At 59.4% G+C, this 18,067-nt stretch carries 22 protein-coding genes and 1 pseudogene; 17 read left to right on the top strand and 6 right to left on the bottom strand.

The annotated features are described in order from the left end of the window. Positions 1 to 115: 115 nt before the first annotated feature. The 3 genes from GGR20_RS06490 to GGR20_RS06500 all read left to right on the top strand — a co-directional run bounded on the left by GGR20_RS06490 (position 116) and on the right by GGR20_RS06500 (position 1,345). Entirely contained in the window at positions 116 to 727 is a 612-nt protein-coding gene (locus GGR20_RS06490; protein ID WP_183310421.1) for a LysE family translocator, read from the top strand. Positions 728 to 789: 62 nt separating this feature from the next. Then, positions 790 to 1,011 (top strand): hypothetical protein, encoded by a 222-nt coding sequence (locus tag GGR20_RS06495; RefSeq protein ID WP_183310422.1) that lies wholly within the window; start codon positions 790 to 792, stop codon positions 1,009 to 1,011. Positions 1,012 to 1,159: 148 nt separating this feature from the next. Further along, positions 1,160 to 1,345, top strand: a complete 186-nt coding sequence (locus GGR20_RS06500) for a hypothetical protein (protein WP_183310423.1) — start codon at positions 1,160 to 1,162, stop codon at positions 1,343 to 1,345. A 335-nt stretch (positions 1,346 to 1,680) separates the two neighbouring features. Here GGR20_RS06500 and GGR20_RS06505 read toward each other — a convergent pair whose 3' ends face one another. The 4 genes and pseudogenes from GGR20_RS06505 to GGR20_RS06520 all read right to left on the bottom strand — a co-directional run bounded on the left by GGR20_RS06505 (position 1,681) and on the right by GGR20_RS06520 (position 3,667). Further along, positions 1,681 to 2,460 (bottom strand): HAD-IIA family hydrolase, encoded by a 780-nt coding sequence (locus tag GGR20_RS06505; protein WP_183310424.1) that lies wholly within the window; start codon positions 2,458 to 2,460, stop codon positions 1,681 to 1,683. Then, positions 2,457 to 2,861 (bottom strand): annotated as a pseudogene (locus GGR20_RS06510) (ABC transporter permease); the annotation flags it as partial. The pseudogene GGR20_RS06510 and the gene GGR20_RS06505, both read right to left, overlap by 4 nt. Positions 2,862 to 2,919: 58 nt before the next feature. Further along, entirely contained in the window at positions 2,920 to 3,420 is a 501-nt protein-coding gene (locus GGR20_RS06515; protein ID WP_183310426.1) for a Clp protease N-terminal domain-containing protein, read from the bottom strand. A 25-nt stretch (positions 3,421 to 3,445) separates the two neighbouring features. Continuing rightward, positions 3,446 to 3,667, bottom strand: a complete 222-nt coding sequence (locus GGR20_RS06520) for a helix-turn-helix domain-containing protein (protein WP_183310427.1) — start codon at positions 3,665 to 3,667, stop codon at positions 3,446 to 3,448. Positions 3,668 to 4,444: 777 nt separating this feature from the next. On the opposite strand from GGR20_RS06520, the gene GGR20_RS06525 reads away from it, so the two are divergent. From GGR20_RS06525 to GGR20_RS06565, 9 genes are all read left to right on the top strand, one after another. After that, on the top strand, positions 4,445 to 5,158 hold the full coding sequence (locus GGR20_RS06525; RefSeq protein WP_183310428.1) for a helix-turn-helix transcriptional regulator: 714 nt from the start codon (positions 4,445 to 4,447) through the stop codon (positions 5,156 to 5,158). Between the two features lie 125 nt (positions 5,159 to 5,283). Beyond that, the gene (locus tag GGR20_RS06530; RefSeq protein ID WP_183310429.1) at positions 5,284 to 6,015 is read left to right on the top strand and encodes an ankyrin repeat domain-containing protein; all 732 of its coding nucleotides are present in this window, start codon (positions 5,284 to 5,286) and stop codon (positions 6,013 to 6,015) included. Beyond that, a complete protein-coding gene (locus tag GGR20_RS06535) occupies positions 6,012 to 6,365 on the top strand; it encodes a hypothetical protein (protein ID WP_183310430.1) in 354 nt (117 codons plus the stop codon). Before GGR20_RS06530 ends, GGR20_RS06535 begins: the two co-directional genes overlap by 4 nt. 36 nt (positions 6,366 to 6,401) lie before the next feature. After that, complete coding sequence (locus GGR20_RS06540; protein WP_183310431.1) at positions 6,402 to 6,599, top strand: Os1348 family NHLP clan protein; 198 nt, start codon at positions 6,402 to 6,404, stop codon at positions 6,597 to 6,599. A gap of 80 nt (positions 6,600 to 6,679) precedes the next feature. Next, the gene (locus GGR20_RS06545) at positions 6,680 to 6,880 is read left to right on the top strand and encodes an Os1348 family NHLP clan protein (RefSeq protein WP_183310432.1); all 201 of its coding nucleotides are present in this window, start codon (positions 6,680 to 6,682) and stop codon (positions 6,878 to 6,880) included. Positions 6,881 to 6,961: 81 nt separating this feature from the next. Next, on the top strand, positions 6,962 to 7,162 hold the full coding sequence (locus GGR20_RS06550) for an Os1348 family NHLP clan protein (RefSeq protein ID WP_157289876.1): 201 nt from the start codon (positions 6,962 to 6,964) through the stop codon (positions 7,160 to 7,162). A 24-nt stretch (positions 7,163 to 7,186) separates the two neighbouring features. Next, on the top strand, positions 7,187 to 8,218 hold the full coding sequence (locus GGR20_RS06555) for a polyprenyl synthetase family protein (RefSeq protein ID WP_183310433.1): 1,032 nt from the start codon (positions 7,187 to 7,189) through the stop codon (positions 8,216 to 8,218). Next, positions 8,219 to 10,165 carry a PqqD family peptide modification chaperone gene (locus GGR20_RS06560; protein WP_183310434.1) on the top strand — a complete coding sequence of 649 codons (1,947 nt, stop codon included), beginning with the start codon at positions 8,219 to 8,221 and terminating at the stop codon, positions 10,163 to 10,165. Positions 10,166 to 10,303: 138 nt separating this feature from the next. Continuing rightward, positions 10,304 to 10,699, top strand: a complete 396-nt coding sequence (locus tag GGR20_RS06565; protein ID WP_157289873.1) for a DUF805 domain-containing protein — start codon at positions 10,304 to 10,306, stop codon at positions 10,697 to 10,699. A gap of 495 nt (positions 10,700 to 11,194) precedes the next feature. Here the strand turns inward: GGR20_RS06565 and GGR20_RS06570 are convergent, their stop codons facing one another. Beyond that, complete coding sequence (locus GGR20_RS06570; RefSeq protein WP_183310435.1) at positions 11,195 to 12,073, bottom strand: LysR family transcriptional regulator; 879 nt, start codon at positions 12,071 to 12,073, stop codon at positions 11,195 to 11,197. Between the two features lie 146 nt (positions 12,074 to 12,219). On the opposite strand from GGR20_RS06570, the gene GGR20_RS06575 reads away from it, so the two are divergent. From GGR20_RS06575 to GGR20_RS06590, 4 genes are read left to right on the top strand one after another with little or no spacing between them, the layout of a single operon-like run. After that, the gene (locus GGR20_RS06575) at positions 12,220 to 13,194 is read left to right on the top strand and encodes an aldo/keto reductase (RefSeq protein WP_183310436.1); all 975 of its coding nucleotides are present in this window, start codon (positions 12,220 to 12,222) and stop codon (positions 13,192 to 13,194) included. A 19-nt stretch (positions 13,195 to 13,213) separates the two neighbouring features. Further along, positions 13,214 to 13,990 carry an SDR family NAD(P)-dependent oxidoreductase gene (locus GGR20_RS06580; protein ID WP_183310437.1) on the top strand — a complete coding sequence of 259 codons (777 nt, stop codon included), beginning with the start codon at positions 13,214 to 13,216 and terminating at the stop codon, positions 13,988 to 13,990. Positions 13,991 to 14,001: 11 nt separating this feature from the next. Beyond that, positions 14,002 to 14,913, top strand: coding sequence for an NAD-dependent epimerase/dehydratase family protein (locus GGR20_RS06585; protein WP_183310438.1), 912 nt, complete (start codon positions 14,002 to 14,004; stop codon positions 14,911 to 14,913). 9 nt (positions 14,914 to 14,922) lie between these two features. Beyond that, entirely contained in the window at positions 14,923 to 15,852 is a 930-nt protein-coding gene (locus GGR20_RS06590; RefSeq protein ID WP_183310439.1) for an aldo/keto reductase, read from the top strand. A 209-nt stretch (positions 15,853 to 16,061) separates the two neighbouring features. Here GGR20_RS06590 and GGR20_RS06595 read toward each other — a convergent pair whose 3' ends face one another. After that, entirely contained in the window at positions 16,062 to 16,940 is an 879-nt protein-coding gene (locus GGR20_RS06595) for a helix-turn-helix domain-containing protein (protein ID WP_246349460.1), read from the bottom strand. 129 nt (positions 16,941 to 17,069) lie between these two features. On the opposite strand from GGR20_RS06595, the gene GGR20_RS06600 reads away from it, so the two are divergent. Then, entirely contained in the window at positions 17,070 to 18,008 is a 939-nt protein-coding gene (locus GGR20_RS06600; RefSeq protein ID WP_183310440.1) for a phytanoyl-CoA dioxygenase family protein, read from the top strand. The last annotated feature ends 59 nt before the right edge of the window (positions 18,009 to 18,067 follow it).

Genomic DNA, 18,067 nt, shown 5'->3' on the forward strand with positions numbered 1-18,067 from the left:
CCGGTCGAATTGCGATAGCTGATAAATAGCCCTGGCAGCGCCCGCGTCAACTCCTGCTGGTCAATCACCCGGCGCAGGCGTAGTGTCCGCCACCAGAATTTGCCGGATGCCCGCCATGGACCTGTTCACCCTTTCCGCCTTCACCATCGCCTATGCCATAGCCGTTCTGGTGCCCGGGCCTGGTGTTGCTGCCGTGGTCGCCCGGGCTCTCGGTGGTGGTTTCAAGGGCGCCTTCCCCATGGTGTTGGGAATTTTGGTCGGCGATCTGGTCTATTTCTTCTTTGCGGTCTTTGGCCTGGCCGCCATCGCCACCTGGTTCGGCCCGGTGTTCACTATCGTGCGTTGGGCCGGCGCCGCCTATCTGCTCTATATTGCGTACAAGTTCTGGACCGCCCGCCCCGGCTCCGAGCAGATGAAGCCGAAGAACGAGGGCCGCTGGAAGACTTTCCTTGCCGGATTTTCGCTGACCATGGGCAATCCCAAGACGATCGTCTTCTATCTGGCGATCCTGCCGACCGTGGTACCGTTGGGCGAAATGAACCCCGTCGCCTTTATCGAATTGACCGCTATCGTAGTGGTGGTGCTGCTTCTGATCGGCTGTGGCTATGCCTGGCTGGCATCGGCTGCACGCGACATGTTCCGCAGCGAAAAGGCTCTTGGCCGCCTCAACAAGACGGCCGGCGCCTTGATGGCCGGCGCGGCGGGGCTGGTCGTCACCCAACACTGAGGCCTTTAACTGGTCGATAACCATTTAACGCCCGATTAACCATAATCGGCGAAGCTTCCTGCATGGCCTACGGCAGCACCAAGATCAACCGATTTAACATGCATCAGCTCTCTCCTTACGAGCGGATTCAGTATCAGCGCGAGCGCCGGGCCGCGGCCGCTGAGATCGCCCAGAAAAATGCCAACACGGCGAACAGCTTCGCTTCGATCCAGAGCAATAGCGCGGTGGAGACCGGCAATCTGTTTTCCAGGATCGCCATGCAGCGCATCTCCAAGACCGCCTAAAACACACATCGGTTTTTCTTGAAATTTTGTTTGGACGGACGAAGCACTTATCGGCCGAGAAAAACAGGACGAACAAGTTTACTTGTCGTAAAGTGCTGGCGTTCAGTCTCTGGACATGATCCGCACAAGCAAAATAACGCGCTTCAACATGCATCAGCTAACCGCTTACGAGCGGCTGCAATACCAGCGCGGTCGCCGGGCCGAGGCTCTGGCCATGGCGCAAAAGCAGGCTGCCCTCGCCAACAGCCTTGCGGCAATCCAGAAGGATCAGGCCGCAGCAATCGGCAATCTTGTCGCCAGGGTCGCCATGCAGCGCGTTTCCAAACGCGCCTAGCGCGCCCGGAGGCTAACCGACGGACGGCGACGGCGCCCCCCGGATCCTTGCTGCCGAGCTTTGCCAGTGATCACCAACTTGGCGACAGCGGGTTAACAAACGAAATGGCGGGGTCTTTCAGATAGGTGCCCAAGGGCACAAGGCGATGCAGCAAGTTGACCGGCGAGCAGTCTATCAGATCGGGTGGACCACTTTGCTCCGGCGTCCTGCAATGTTGAGCTGCGAGAAATGACGGCTGCCCCCTGCCGAAATCGGCGCCGGCCCGCCTCGCGAGAATGACCTCCTAGCGGCTAGGGCGGAGCGAGGGGCCGGGATGGGGCGCATCTCTGCTTCCCCTAGAGAGACGCTAGTATGTAATCCGGCGTCACCACTGCCCGTGCATCCAGCGGCACACCGGTTTCCACGAAGACTGATGTGACGCCGGCGCGTTGACCGGCGAGAATATCAGTTTCCAGTTGGTCGCCGATCATGATGGCCTGGCTCGGGGCGAAGCCGAGACGGGACAGTGCCGTCTCAATGATTGCCGCTTCAGGCTTGCCCATGAATATCGGAGTTGCTCCAGAAGCTGCCGCAATGGATTGCGTGATGGCGCCTGCCCCGGGCTCGAAGCCGTTGGACAGTGGCCGGACAAGATCAGGATTGGTGCCAATCAACTGGGCGCCACCAAGTATATTGGTCAGCGCAGTGGCCATCATGGCGTAGTTGAAGTTTCGGTCAAGCGCCACCAGCACTGCGGCAGCACCTTTCTCGACGATATCATATCCGGCCTCAACTACGCTGTCCTTGAAGGCCTGGGTGCCAATGACATAGAGCCCGACGCCCTTTGGAAACGTCCTTCTAACATATTCGAGTGCGATCTCGCCCGAGGTGACGACCTGATCAGGGACGCAGTCTATGCCCAGCCTGCGGATCTTGTCGGCGAAGGCGGCAGGTGCCTTTTCTGCATTATTGGTGACAAAACAATAAGGCAGCCCCGTCTCGCGCCAGCGGTTGAACCGGGCAATCGCGCCGGGCACGGGCTCCTCCCCGCGATAAACCACACCATCGAGATCGGAAAGCACCGCGGAAAATTGCAATTCGTCGATCGAGCTGAGACGCCTGGGTTTCGAGGTCATTCGCCCCTATCCCCCAGGTTGGGGTCGAACATATCACGCAACCAGTCACCGATCAGGCTTATGGCCAGCGTGGTCAAGAAGATCACTGTGCCCGCCGGAATGCCCATCCACCAGGCGGTGGTCAGATAGTTGCGGCCCTCACCGAGCATCAGCCCGAGGCTGGTGCCCGGCGGCTGCACGCCGAGTCCCAAGAAGGAAAGCGAGGTTTCCAGAAGGATGATTTCAGGGAAGTTGAGGGTGATCTGCACCATGATGACGCCCAGCATATTGGGCAGAACGTGGCGAATATAGACCTTGGCCGGGTGAACCCCGAGGGTGCGAATGGCAAAAGCGTAGCCCTGGCCATTGGTCGAGAGCACGAGGCCACGGGCAATGCGAGCATACCCGTCCCAGCCGAACAACCTGCACGACTATCTTCCTGATCTTACGGACTTATCTCTCATCTCAATCGGCCAATGTTCACGCTCGCTTCCGCTCACGAGAGACCGCTTCAGCACTGAGCCGCAAGTCATCCAGGTCAACGCCCATGCTCCGAAGCGCCCGCGCTGCCACGCCATGGGGCATGCTGGCCACGATGGCAACGATATGGCTCCCTAAGAGTGGCGAGTGCCGGGCGCGGGTCTTCGCCAGTTCCTGCATGACGTCCTGCCCTGAAACGGAAGCAGAGAAGACACCGTTAGGGGCGGGGCTGGCAACGGAAACTGTTGGCCGGTCAGTGACGCCGATAGGCAATCCTAGCGAACTCAACGCTTCGCTGTATTGCTGCTCAATGGCACTGTGCAGACCGTCCGGGATCGCTCCTGCTCTTGAAAACGCCAGGCGAGCCGTGTCGTCCTCCAATTCGAGTGCAGCCAGGAGAAAGTGTTCGGCGCCTGGCTCTTGCTGCTGATCGCGCAGCGCGTGCGCTTCGGCACGCTCGCATAGAGTTTTGATGGTTTGGGCATTCCGGAACTTGGTCATGAACGAATTTAACATTGCGATGCTTTCACTGGGGAGTGTTTAGGGGAGCAAAAACGGAAAGGCGCTTATGGGCAGCTTGCTTGCTGATCCCGAGGGCTTGCGCGATCCTGGACCAGGTCCAACCTTGCCTCAGGGCGTTAGAGACCGCTTCTGCCTCGACCTTGTCCGCGAGGCGGCGCAGCGCCACGACAGCGGCCAGAGCCTGCTCGGGATCCTTGGGTACGGAGAGTTTGTCGAGATTATCCATGCGTCAACATTAGTTGACATAGTTGCTTTTGTCAACATTAGTTGACGATACCGATGGTCGTCAGGTTGCGGCAGCTAACTGGAAACGGAAAAGGTGGCTGCAATGGCCGTTGTGGGGCGCCGCACCTGCCCGGCGGGTCATGCCCCCTGCCCCACAATCCTCCACGCCAGCGCCTTAAGCGGGGCCGCTTGCTGACTGGCAACTGTGTAGCGCTGACGGGCGGATAGCTGCCCTTGATCTAGATTGCATCGCAGACGTTGTCGGGCGGGGACGGTGATACGAATGGGCCAAATCCGGCCACCGGCATGGGCAGGCTTCGCCCGTAAGTGCTTCCGCGGCAAAGTCAGGGGAACGAAGGGGGCCAAGCTTGGGCGGCACGGTAGCTGGGCAGGGCAAAGAGCCGGTTTTCGCCAGCGGTCTTGCTAACCTGGACCACCCGCCGTCGACGCCAAAAATGTGAAGCTCTACGCGCGATTCCGATCCGAACGAGAGGACGGAATACAGGCAATGGTTCTGGCGAGAATCCGTTTTGCTTTCATGTCCGAATGTTCGGTCACACTGCCGAACCCGCTCCAACGCCCCCTGCGCCGGGCAGACCGTTCAGCCCTACATCCGCAGCGATGATCCGTGCTGCGCGGTTGTTCCAAATGGCCTGGGTAACCAAGGGCGCTGATCGCCACGCTCGGCATCCTTAAGCATGACTGGAATCAGTATATATAGCTATGCGATAGATCTGTTAGCGCGGTGGCGCTTTTATTATGGATAAGTCAGGCGAAATTGATCGAGAAATTCTTCTGCGAGATCCGCGCGGCGTCAGATCAAAGCGCGCTTGAGGCGAAGTTCGCAGCGGCCATGAAGTCGCTGCATGTTGGGACATACAATTATGGTGCTGGTCGCATGGTGGCTGGCGAAGGTCCAACAGTAGAGCGCTTCTGGACCAATATGGATCCCGCCTGGTTGCAGCGCTATGTCGAACGCGGATATCACCGCACCGACAGGTTGGTGACTGCTGGGCTGGTTCGCGTCACGCCGTTCTTTTTCGAGGATGTGTTCTGCACACCCCCGCTGCTGCCCGAGCAGCAGGAAATGGAAACGATGTTCCCATTCAAGAAAGGTATCGTGGTGCCGATGCACTCGCCCTTTGGGCGGTTTGGCATGGTGAGTGCTGCCACCACGCTTCCCGCTCACCTGTGGGAACAAACAAAGTTCAGCGTCATGGCCAGCATTTCGCTCGTCGCGCTTCTCGCCCATCAGCGGTCCGAAGAACTTGCTGCTCAGGAACTGGCAGCGGATGCGCCCCTGAGCGAGCGTGAACTTGAGACGCTTCGCTGGTCCGCCTATGGCAAGACGTCCGAGGAGATCGCCCTCATATTAGGGATAACCGAGCGGACCGTTCGCAAACATGTCGGTTCCGCAATGGCAAAACTCGACGTCAAGACGCGGGTGCAGGCCGTTGCCAAGGCAATCGCTGCGGGCCTGCTGAAGATCTAGGATCGCACTCGGTGCGCGCCCAAACTCAGGTGTCGCAAACGACACTTTCGAGACAGGTTTCACCATGCTTCGATAGCTCAGGGGCCTAGCTGCCCACAAGGTCAACGACACGTAGCATTGGGGGGATGGTGCGGCTGGTACTTGGCGTGCTGACAACGATGGCCCTGGCAATCATGATCATGGTTGTCCCGGCCCGGTCGGCAACAATCGAAGAAATGCAATTGCTGGACGCTGCGCGGTCCTGTGACAACGTTACGACGCTGGAACTGCTGAACCGCGGCGTGAGCATAGAAGCGCGCAGCACCGGAGGCCATACGCCGCTCATCAACGCGGCATTTGCAGAGTGCCTGCAAACAGTTCAGCTGCTGTTGCAGCTGGGTGCCGACCGCAACGCGGTTGACGACAGTGGATATACCGCGGCGGACCTTGCCCGCCTCTATGGCTACGAAGATATCGAATACGCGCTGACGGGTACAGTTGCCTCGACACAGGACGCGGTGACCGACATTGGCGCCGCCCCCACTTGCCCCTATGTGAATGACGGGGAGTGCGACGAGCCCGAGATCGGAACCGGGTTGTGTGAACCGAGCACCGATGTCGCCGATTGCCAGGCAATCTCTGAATTCTTCTCCAGCGGGCAGGATACCACAGCGTGGGAAGCGGCGACCTCCGAAGCACCAAAGACCTGCGAGCAGATGTATACATCCTGCCAGAGCACCTGCGGCTATTTCACCGGAAACTTCCAGTGGGTGACCGACTACAGCTGCATGACGCAGTGCTCCATGTGCCACGAAAGCTGCGTCAATGGCCACGTGACCGCCTGCACCAACGACTTCCGGCCGTGGGGCGGGCAATGAACAGTGCTGTCAAGATTGTCGTCGCGGTGGCGAGCGCGGTGATCGGAATCGCGGCCATGATCCAGATTGCCAGCGGCCTCTTTGGTGGCGTTCAGTTACCCCAATGCGAGAGCGAGGACGCCGCCAGGCTTGTCAAGCAGATCATCGACGAGAACTTTGATGTGCAACTCGATCAGCTCGATGGCGTCGAGGAGATCAGCTTTGACGAGGCTGCCCAGCAGCGCCATTGCAGCGCACTTATCGACACCGGTGCCGAGGGAGTTTTTCAGATCGCCTATTCGCTGAGCTGGCAAGACCGCGATCTCCGCATGGTCGCCGCAGATCTCAAGATAGTTGACCAGAAATCCTGACCGGAAAGCCGGCACAAGCAAGGAGGAAGGACCGTCATGGCGAGCCAGCAGATAGAAGCACTGATCGCAAGATGGATGGAGGACGAGGCATTTCGCGACCGTATGCGCCAGGCGCCGGTTCAGACCGCTCAGGAAGAGGGGTTCGTTCTCGATGACGAAGAGCAGCGGGCCTTGGCTGCCCTCGACCTCAACCAGTCGGATGACGAACTAGCCGCTATGGCCAATTTCGCCTGAATGCGGTGTTGAGCCAAGCACAGCTGGACCCGAGAAATACTGGCGCGACCGATAAGACCCGGACCCTGGGAGGGGCGACAATGAGCCAAGCGCAGATCGAGACCATAATTGAGCGTTGGATGAGCGACGCCGCATTCCGCGAAAGAATGCGGGCCGCCCCCAAGGCGACGGTGGCGGAAGAAGGGTATGAACTGTCGGATGAGGAATTGCAGGCTCTGGATCGGCTCGACCTTTCGGGAAGCGATGAAGACCTCGTTCGTCAGGCTAATTTCGCGGGCTAATCGCTCAAAAGCGAGTGTTGCACAGCCTGCTCGAGCAGGCGAAGACCCCGGTTCGTGGGGATGGATGAGAGGAACCACAAAATGAGCCAAGCGCAGATCGAAACCATAATTGAGCGTTGGATGAGCGACGCCGAGTTCCGAGCAAGAATGCAGACCGCGCCACAAGCGACGCTCGCGGAGGAAGGATATGAGCTGTCGGACGAGGAAATGCAGGCCCTCGACAAGCTCGACCTGACCGCTGGCGACGAAGAGCTCCTGCGCCAGGCCAGCTTTGGTGGCTAGGCACATGGGGCGGCGCCGATCACCATGACCGCTGCTGCCCTCTGCGACCGCGCTCGCCCTGACGTCGCCGAACAGGTCCGCGCAAGCATGGACCAGAGCGTCAGGCAGTTGAGAGATTTGCTACAAGACTGCAACCTCGGCCAAGGGTTGAAGCCGTTGCTTGGTTGTCTGGAAGGGGCGCTGGATCAACATCTCCAGCCGGCTCGGCCGCCACATCTGCCTTTGCTCATTCCGCTTCTCGTTCACGGCGCCAATGGCGGGGATCCGGCCGATGCTGTACCCATCAGCGTCGTGGCGGGGCTTCTCTTTCTTTGTTTCGACCTGCTGGATGATCTGCAGGATGGCGACCAACGCTCCTGGTGGGGTGAGGCGAGCAAGAGCTCTCTCATGCTTGCTGCTGCCGCGTTCCCATCGGCATTGCCCCAGAAATTGCTGCTTCAAGCAGCCGGCGGCGCGGAACGCGGCGCCACCTTGATCAATGCCTTGGGCGACGGGCTGCTGAACATCGCCGAAGGGCAGGCCTTGGATCTTCAAAATATCGGTGGCACCAATGTCAATCTCGACGTTGTCGAGGAATCGGTTGCGGGCAAAAGCGGCGCTCAAATGGCGCTTTATGCACGCCTTGCAGCCCTGCATGCCGGCTGCGACTTGTCCCGCGCTGAACTCTGGGCAGGCTGGGCGCACGGTATCGGTGTTGCCGGCCAATTGGGCTCCGACATGCAGGACCTGCTCGATCCGGACTGGTCGCGGGACCTCGCGGCTGGAGCGCGAACCCTCCCCGTCGGCTTCGCGCTAAAGCACTCCAGGATCGGCCGCGAAGAACTGTTGCGCTTGCTCGATCACGCCCGAACGGACCGTGCCGCGCAACTGGCTGCAAGAGACTGCATCGTAGACTCCGGAGCTTTACTGTTCGCTGGTTTCCGCTCCCAGGTTCACCTGGCGCGCAGCGAAGAAGCTCTGAGGCAGCTTCCTTGTTCGGATGCTTGGCGGAGGATGTGTGCAAGGCTTTCCGAAAGCAGAACGACCGCAGATCTCTTGCGTCCCGGAGCCGGCTGAATGTTTCAGGAAGAACGGGTCAACCTGCTCCGCGAAAGCTATCTCTTCGGCACCTTGCCGATTGCGACACTCAAGGTCCTCGCCGAACTGACCGTGGTGCGCGGCCACGATACGGGCGCGGTGATTTTTTCTCAGGGAGAGCCAGCAAATCTTGTGCATCTGCCGATCTGGGGGACGATCGAAGAAAGCGTGCTGGTTGAAGATGATCGCGTCCCCATCGCGCTTTTGACTTTTGCCGACGTCGCCGGTGAGGAGTGTCTGCGAACCGAGGGCGCTGGGCGATACGCCTCGACTGCTGTTGCGCTCGAAGAATGCGCCACCCTGTGCGTCCCCACGGCCGCGTTGGCCGATCCGGCCATTGCCTCTGCGCTCGCCCCCGCGCTCAAGCTGGATGAGGGATTGCGTGAGCGCATGTTGTTGCTCAGGCGCGCGGCCCCGTTTGCCGGGGTCGGCCCCGCAGCCCTTCAGGAATTGGCGGGCAAGATTCAGCAGCGCAAGATCACAGCCGGCACAGCCCTGGTAGAAGAAGGCCGCCCAGGCGACACCTGCTATCTGATCCACTCTGGAACCTACTCGGTCCACAAGGGCCCGGTACCTGCGGCCGAACGACAGCTCGCGGTGCTTGGTCCGGGATCTCTCGTTGGAGAAGTTTCACTGCTGGCTGGTGAGCCGCGCCGTGCGACAGTGACCGCGCTGGAAGACGGTGAAGTTTTGGCCATATCGCGCTCCCAACTGGAGCGTGTCGCGCGGGCGCCGGGAACCGAACATCTTCAGTCTCAGGTCGCCTTGCGAATCCGCCCGCGACAGTCGCTGAACGTGGAGTTGCACCACAGGAAGGGTGACGATGGAGAAGCCATCGCTGTTCTCAAGCATACCGCGCTGCGCAAATACTTCCAACTATCCGAGTTCGGAACCTTCATCTGGGAACAATTGGATGGCTCTACGCGCCTGACAACCATTATTGCCCGCGCCGTGAGCCGGTTTGGCACTTTTTCTCCCCAGGGCGTGATCAACGTCGTGCAGCAATTGCTCGCTTCGGGGTTCGCAACCCTGGGCCATGACAGTCAATCCGATAGCACTCTTGAGGGCCAGGCCGAACGCAGAGGTCGCGGTTATCTAACTTTCGATCTCCTCCGCGGCCAGGCCGCAGATGATTTCAGCGAAAGCCTCTATCGAGCTTTCGCAATAGTTACCCGACCCGTTGCGGTGATTGTGGCGACTGCCTTGGGCTTCGCTGGACTGGTGACTGGCTTGAGCACCCTCACCCAGGCAAGCATTCCCACCGGTATAAATCTCTCATACTTTGCGATTGGCATTCTGGCTTTCGCCATGTCATTGGCGTTGCACGAGGCCGCTCATATCCTGGCCATGAAGGCGTTCGGCCTGTCAATCCACGGCATCGGCATCGGGGTGTTCTGGTTCTATCCCATTGCCTATGTGGACACGTCCGACACCTGGATAGCCTCGTCGGGACAGCGGGTGATGGTGGCACTGGCCGGTCCACTGGCAAATATTGTCTTCGGGGGCATCGCCGCTCTCGTCGCGGCGAACGCGCCTCTAGGCCCCCTCCAGCCTTTCATTTGGGTCTGGTCGGCAGTCAATTTCGGAACGGCGCTGTTGGCCTTGGCGCCAAATGGGCAGAACGATGGTGCTCAGGCACTTCGGAACCTGCTGGCGCTGCCGCCAGAGCTCTGCCTGAGGCAAGTCCTGGTTGATTGCAGGAACAGACAGGCACGAGCTGCAGCGCATTTGCGCGGTTTGGCAATTCTGTTCAGCCTCTCACTGCTTCATCTCATGCTCACCTCGGCCTTCTTCTATCTGGTCATTGCGGTGACAGCCGGTAGCTGGTTCTCCAGCCAACTCGGCACTTCGACCGCCCCTTGGATCGTCGCCGGCATGGCGTTGGCTCTGGGCTCGGTGCTGTCCAGGGGCATAGCCAGTTCATGATGCCTTTAGCAAGATCGGCGGGCACGCCCTTTTTGATGCGATCGCTCGCACCGCGCCCGCACTGGTTTGCCCCAATACACCTAACCTGCAACTGCCAGTGGTTTCGGCGGCAATAATCCCACACAATCTGGAGGAACAATGTTTAAGGGTCGAATTGGACGATTTTTCTTCGCCTTTGCGGTCGTCGGTCTGCTGATTGCGGGAACCGCAGTCAATGTGGTGGTCGCCTTGCTGTCCGGCATAGGCGTCCCGGAATTCTGGCTCTACGCCGCTCTTTTTCTGTGGGCCGCGCTATCTTTGCTAGTCGCAATGTCCTTTACGGTGCGCAGATGGCATGATCTGGGACGTAGCGGCTGGTGGGCCCTGCTCAGTCTGGTCCCAATCGTGAATCTGTTCTGCCTGTTCATCTTGCTGTTTTGGCCAGGGCAGTCTGCCCGGGAACGCGTTTCGCACCGCTCGTCGGATGGACCACACTTTGACAAGTCCTTTGACAGATCCTTCGACGACCGTGACTTCGGCTATGACCCGGATTGAGGTGTCTCGTCGCAATCTGTGAGGCGATGTTCAATCTTGGCCGCACATCAAGATTGGATTAGCCGAAGCATTCGGCGGGGTCGCGATAGTGAACGGCGTGCCTGGTCCACGCTAGAACGCCGAGACGAATGAGCCGACCAATGTGCCCAACGGCCCATAGAGAACGGTGATTGAAGTCGAACAGAGCGGACCGACGGCAACAGGCAGGGCGCAAGGACTGTATAAATGACCAGTTTGGGGCGCGCACCTGCCCGGCGGGTCATGGAAGCCCCTGCCCCACAATCCTCCACGCCAGCGCCTTAAGCGGGGCCGGAGGCGGACAGTCTGGTTTTGACGAGGACATGACCAAATTCAGCCGTTCACGTGGCGGCCATCTGCGCTGCAGTATCGATCGTACAGGGGAATAAGGTGCCCACACTGGTCTCGATGGCCCATGCCGATGTCATGCCGAAGATTGAAGATAATGTATCGGCAGCATCACCTTGAAACCTTGGTCTAACGGTCCGTTGGCATTTGATCGAGAAACCGAGCGATTGATGCTGTGCGAGAAGTGTTTGCACGGGTGGCCACGACGATCTCCCAACACAGATCAACATTGGAGACGGCGTAACTTTTGAGCGTGTCCCTTCGGCTGTGTGCGACCGAGTACGGAACCAAGGCAACGCCGAGGCCCTGCTCGACCAAATTAAGCAACGTCTCCAGATCGCTCACCTCGAAGATGACCCGGCGATCCATCAACGCCCGGGCAAAGACTCTGTCGATCAGTGTGCGAGTGCCAAGATCGGTCTCGAAGTCAACGAATGGCACAGCGCAAAGATCATGCAGGCGCACGTCGTGGCCCGAAAAAAGAACAGCCGACCGTGAACAGACCAGTACAAGCTCCTCGCACGCTATCATTTTAGTTTCGACACCCCGCCGCGCCTCAAATGCGGGAAGAAACGCAATATCGAGGTCGCCCCGTTCCAGTTTATCAAGCAGGTTCAGAGCGCTCGCTTGCAAAAGACTGATCTCGACCTTGGAATATAGCGCATGAAATTTGGCTAGGATGCTTGGCAGCTGCAAAAATGCTGGCAGGCTCTGAACGGAGCCGATCGTCAGTCTCCCCGCCTCTCCTTGTTCGACGGCATGCACAGCTTCTCGCGCCTCCTCGACCGAGAAGAGAACTTTTTCGGCCTTGGACAACAAGGTACGCCCTGCAGCGGTCAGCCGAACCCTGCGGGTTGTCCGAAGGAATAGTTGTGCCGACAGCTCTTCCTCCAGGGACCGGATAGAGGCAGACAGCGCAGATTGGGCGATATTGAGCTTTCTGGCCGCGCGGGTGAAGTGTTCCATCCGCGCCGCAGCGACAAAGTGGTGCAGTTGTCGCAGTTCCATGACGGACCATTCATCTCAGATTCTGAATAATCGTATCGTTATAATCTATTTGCATGATTGACGAAAGCTGCTCAAGGTACGCCACGTTTTCGTCGGGCACTGCCCTGGGCGTGCAACGGCGGCATCATGACATTGAGGAGATTGCTATGCGCACCAACAGGCTTGGTCGTACGGGGCTAGAAGTCAGCCGTATTTGTTTTGGCTGCATGTCCTTTGGCAAAGTCACTGATGAACGCCCCTGGGTTCTTGGCCTGGAAGAGGCGCGCCCCATGTTCCGGGCGGCCTGGGACGCGGGCATCAATTTCTTCGATACAGCAAATGTTTACGCACAAGGCACAAGTGAGGAAATTACCGGAGCGTTGATAAAGGAACTGGCGCCGCGCGAGGAAATTGTGCTGGCGACCAAAGTGTTTGGCCGCATGCGCCCCGGCCCCAATGGTCAGGGCCTGTCGCGCAAAGCTATTCTGGACGAGATTGACAATAGCCTGCGCCGTCTTGGCACTGACTATATCGACCTCTATCAGATCCACCGTTTCGACCCGTTCACGCCGGTCGAAGAAACCATGGAGGCTCTCCATGATGTCGTGCGCGCCGGCAAGGCCCGCTATATCGGCGCGTCTTCTATGTGGGCCTGGCAATTCGCCAAGCTGCAAAACGCGGCGCGATCAAATGAATGGACGCCCTTCGTGTCGATGCAGGACCAGATCAGTCTCGCCTACCGCGAGGAAGAGCGGGAAATGATCCCGCTTTGCCTCGATCAGGGCATCGCTCTTCTGCCCTGGAGCCCCCTGGGTGGCGGCAAACTGACCCGTCCCTGGGGCACACAAACCAAGCGAGCCACCACCGATCGGTACAACAAGACCATGTATGAACAGACCGACGGCAACGCAAAGGCCGTTGTCGAAGCCGTTGAAACCGTGGCCAAGGCGCGCGGGGTGTCCATGGCGCAGGTCGCCTTGGCCTGGGTCCTGCAAAAGCAAGGTGTGACCGCACCAATTGTCGGCGTCAGCAAGCTCTCGCATCTGAAAGACGCCATTGCTGCGGAAGAACTGACTTTGAGCGACGACGAAATCGCCCAGCTCGAAGCACCCTATCGCCCCATCGCCGTGACCGGCTTTTAAGGTGTTAGGAGAGACGACCATGACTTCACTCGTTGTCCCGGATCTTGCCGGCAAGAGCGTGTTGATCACGGGCGCATCAACCGGCATCGGCGCGGCACTAGCCACCGCATTTGCCGCGCAGGGTGCGTTGGTAGGGCTGCATTTCAATTCCAGCAGCGCAGCGGCCGAGACTCTCGCAGCCAAAATCGCAGCTGGTGGCGGCAGGGCTGCACTGGTAAAGGCCGATGCAACCAAGTCAGACGAAATGGAGCGCGCGGTCGAGGAGACCGTGGCTGCGTTTGGCCGCCTCGACGGACTGATCAACAATGCCGGGGGCATGGTTGCCAGACTGGCCTATAGCGAGATGACCGACGAGCATTATGACGCGGTCATGGACCTCAACGGCCGCTCGGTTCTGGCCGCCAGCCGTGCCGCAATCCCACACTTGAAGGCCGCGGGCTGTGGCTTCATCATCAACACCACCTCCATCGCCGCGCGCAACGGAGCGAGCAATGGGGCCGGCATCTATGGTTCATCAAAGGCGTTCATTGCCAACGTCACGCGGGGCATGGCCAAGGAGCTCATCCCCTTTGGCATTCGCGTCAATGCCGTGGCGCCGGGCGTGATCACCACACCCTTCCACGAACGCTATTCCACCGCCGAACAGATGCAGGCCGCGCTCAACGCCATTCCGCAAGGCCGCCACGGCACACCCGAGGATTGCGTGGGCGTCTACCTGTTCCTCGCCTCCAATTTGCTCTCACCCTACATCATCGGGCAGGAGATCGAGGTCAATGGCGGCCAATTGATGACTTAAGGAGACCGGACATGGGCAAACGTATTATCTTTACCGGCGGCAGCGGCAAGGCCGGTCGCCACGCCGTCGCCTATCTGGTGGCGCAAGGGCACACGGTGCTCAATCTTGATCTGAAGCCGCTCGACATCGAGGGCGTCAACACCCTGATCACCGACCTGACCGATAGCGGCCAGGTGTTCAATGCGCTCTCCATACACTTTGGTTTTGAGGGCTTTGAAACCGGCAAGGGCCCGGCCCCGGTCGACGCAGTGGTCCATTTCGCGGCCATTCCCCGCGTGCTGATCCACCCCGACAATGAGACCTTCAAGGCCAATGTGACCTCGACCTACAATGTGATCGAGGCGGCGACCAAACTCGGAATCCGCAAGATTGTCATTGCATCGAGCGAAACCACCTATGGCGTCTGTTTTGCCGAAGGCGATAAGGACTACCAGAAGTTTCCGCTCGAAGAAGACTATGACGTCGACCCGATGGACAGCTATGGCCTGTCCAAACTGGTCAATGAAAAGACCGCCCGGGCCTTTGCCATGCGCACGGGTGCGGACATTTACGCTTTGCGGATCGGCAATGTGGTCGAACCGGAAGACTATGCCCGCTTCCCGACCTTCCTGGCTGATCCGCCGTCCCGCAAACGCAACGCCTGGAGCTATATCGACGCGCGCGATCTGGGTCAGATTGTCGCTCTCTGTATCGCCAAAGATGGCTTGGGTTTCCAGGTGTTCAACGCGGTCAATGACGAGATCACAGCGAACGAGCCGAGCGAGGCTTTCCTGGCTAGGTGGGCTCCCAATACACCCATTGCGCGGCCCATAGAGGCGTTCGAGGCCCCCATTTCAAATCGAAAGGTCCGGGACGTTCTCGGGTTCAAGGAAAACCACAACTGGCGTCAATATGTCCCCGGCGCCGAGCGAAAGAGGCAGTAAGGCCCACTGATGAAAACCTACAAAGCCCCCCATAGCGATAGTGAAGTGTCCAGTGTCGTATTGGGCCTTATGCGTATCGCGCAAATGGACAATTCCGAAATCCGCGCCCTGTTTGATACCGCCCGCGAGGCCGGCATCACGGTCTTCGACCATGCCGACATATATGGTGGCGCACGCCATCGCTGTGAGGAGCGCTTCGGGGAAGCGGTGACCCTCACGCCTTCCGAACGCGAGTCGATCGTTATTCAGAGCAAAGTCGGCATTCGGCATGGCTGGTTCGACTTTTCCCGCGACCACATCCTGAAGACCGTCGATGAGTCTCTGGCCGCGCTGAAGACGGATTATCTCGACGTCCTGCTGCTGCACCGCCCCGACGCTCTGGTTGAACCTGAAGAGGTTGCCAAGGCGTTCGACACGCTTGAAGCGTCTGGAAAGGTGCGCCAGTTCGGTGTTTCCAATCACACGCCGGGCCAGATCGAACTGCTCAAGAGTGCCGTCAAACAGCCGCTGCGCTACAACCAGGTCCAGTTGAGCATCACTCACGCCAATCTGATCGCGCAGGGTGTGGCGGCCAACATGGATGGCAGCGATCAGTCGATTTCTCGCGATATTGGATTGCTCGACTATTCCCGCCTTAACGGCATGATGCTGCAGGCCTGGTCTCCCTTCCAGAAGGGGTTCTTTGACGGGGTGTTTGTCGGTGATCGCGAGAGCCATCCCGAACTCAATGACGAACTCGATCGTCTGGCCAAGGCCTATGGCGTGACACCAACCGGTGTCGCCGTCGCCTGGATTACCCGCCACCCCGCCAATATCCAGGTCGTCTTAGGCACCACCAAGCCGCAGCGCGTACGCGAATGTGCGGCCGGGTCAGACATCAACCTAACGCGCGAAGAATGGTACAGCCTGTTCCGCGCGGCCGGCCACATCGTACCCTGATCAAAAAGGCTCGGCAGGTCGTCGCTGACGATCTGCCGAGGCGCTATTACGACGTACCGACCGGATAGGCCACATAGGCCAGGCGCTTGCTGTCTGGCGCCCAGCCCATTGCGGCCGCCGCGACGATTTGGTGATCGCCCGAAACCTGCCGTTCCGCAACCAAGACGTAAATCCGTTTGGACAGAGTGCAGGCATGAGTTTCCTGCAAGCTAACTTAGCCGGGTTTGTGTTGATGCGTGACGGAATATGGCCCTGTAGGCCCGGGGCGTCATTCCACGCTGGGCTTTAAACTGGCGGTTGAAGTTGGCAACCGAGGGATAGCCGACGGCTTCGGCGATGAAGCCGATGGGTTCGTTGGTGGAGGAGAGACGGGAGCAGGCGTCGCCGATGCGGAGGCCGGCGACGTAGTCGGTGATGCTGACCTGCGTGTGCTTGACGAACATGCGGTGGAGGCCCGAAACGCTGAGCGCGGCGATTTCGGCCAGTTCTGGCATGCTGGTCGGGCCGACGTAGTGTTGGTGGAGGTGCGCCAGGATCCGATCCAACCGCGAGCGGCCGCCTTCAACCTCCTGGGGCACTGCATGGGAAAGCGGGTGCGCGCTGCTGTCTTCGGCGAGGCGATCGAGGATCGAGAACAGGGCAAGCAGTCGTTGGACCGGTGGCAGGTCGAACATAGCGCTGAATTCAGGGGCTAGGGCAAGGCCGGTCTCCCGGGCAAAGGCGAGGCCGCCGAGCGAGCGGTTCATCAGGTCCTTTACCGGTTGCAACTCGACCGAACCGGCGATCATGCCTTCGATCCATTCCTTGCGGAACCAAAAGACCAGGGCAATGTGCGGCTCGGTATGGTCGAGCTTTTTGCGCGAGGCCCAGGTATGGGGCAGGTTCGGTCCGACGAGGACAAGGTCGGCATCGCCGTAGCTGCCGACATGGTCGCCGATGAAGCGTTGGCCCTGTGAATTGAGCGTCAGGGTTAGTTCGAATTCGGGGTGATGATGCCATTGGAACGGTATGGCGTCGTCCAACCGCCGGTTGAGCATGGTCCACGAGGCGGTGTTCGGCGTCGACAGATGTTCACGATAGGCGCGCATCGGGCATGATGATCCCACTAGACGCCAGAATAGTACCAAAACACGCATGACCAGCACAACATGGGCGCTGCGTGGCCGCTAACCTCACAATCATCCGCCTTCGAGGGGAGTTCGACATGGGAGAGTTAAATGCAGCAGGCCACGCAGTTGAAGCGCGACAGCCATCCGACCACCGTTGCCACGACGCAGCTCAAGGACATCGAGAAGACCTTGCCGCTGCGCGTTTTGTCGAGGGACGATTGGGAGCATTGGACGACGAAGGGCTACGTGATTGTCCGGCAGGCGGTGCCTGCGGCCAATGTGGAGCGGCTCGTCGACTTGCTCTGGAAATTTGACGAGAAGGATCCGAACGATCCTTCCACCTGGTATGCGCCGCAACGGCGCGAGCACAAGATGAAGGAGCTCAACAATACCGGGATGCTGGAGATCTATAATCACCAGTATCTGTGGGACAATCGCATGGAGCAGCGAATCTACGACGCGTTCGTGGATATCTGGGATCGGGAAGACCTCTGGGTCACCATTGACCGGGCCAATCTTAATCCGCCCAAAAAGGTCAAGGGCAACCCCAATGGCTTCATCCACTGGGATGTGGATACGTCGATCCGGCCGCTGCCGATCGGCGTGCAGGCCGTGCTCAGCCTCAAGAAGCAGGACGGCGATGTCGGCGGCTTCCAGTGCGTGCCGTATCTGTTCGAGCACTTTGAGGACTGGGTGCAGACCCAGCCGGACGATCGCGACCCGATGCATCCCGAGATGACGGGGCAGAGCGCCGTCAATATCGACATGGAGCAGGGCGATCTGATGATCTTCAACTCCCTGCTGGCGCATGGGGTGCGCCCCAACCATTCCGACGGCCGCGTGCGCATGGCGCAGTATATCTCCATGCATCCGGCGGAATGGGACAATGAGGTCGAGCGGCAGGAGCGTATCCGGCTCTGGCGCGACCTTGATCATCCGCAGCGCGATGCCTTTCCGGGTGATCCGCGCGACTGGGAGAAGCACAATGCGACGACAGCGGAGCTGACGCCGCTTGGTGAAAAGCTGCTTGGCTTGAGCCGCTGGTAAACGTGCGAGCCCCGCTAATGCATAGCGGGGCTCGACAGCTTTTCAGCTATTTCGTCCAT

Source organism: Devosia subaequoris (assembly GCF_014197055.1).
Taxonomy (GTDB): domain Bacteria; phylum Pseudomonadota; class Alphaproteobacteria; order Rhizobiales; family Devosiaceae; genus Devosia; species Devosia subaequoris.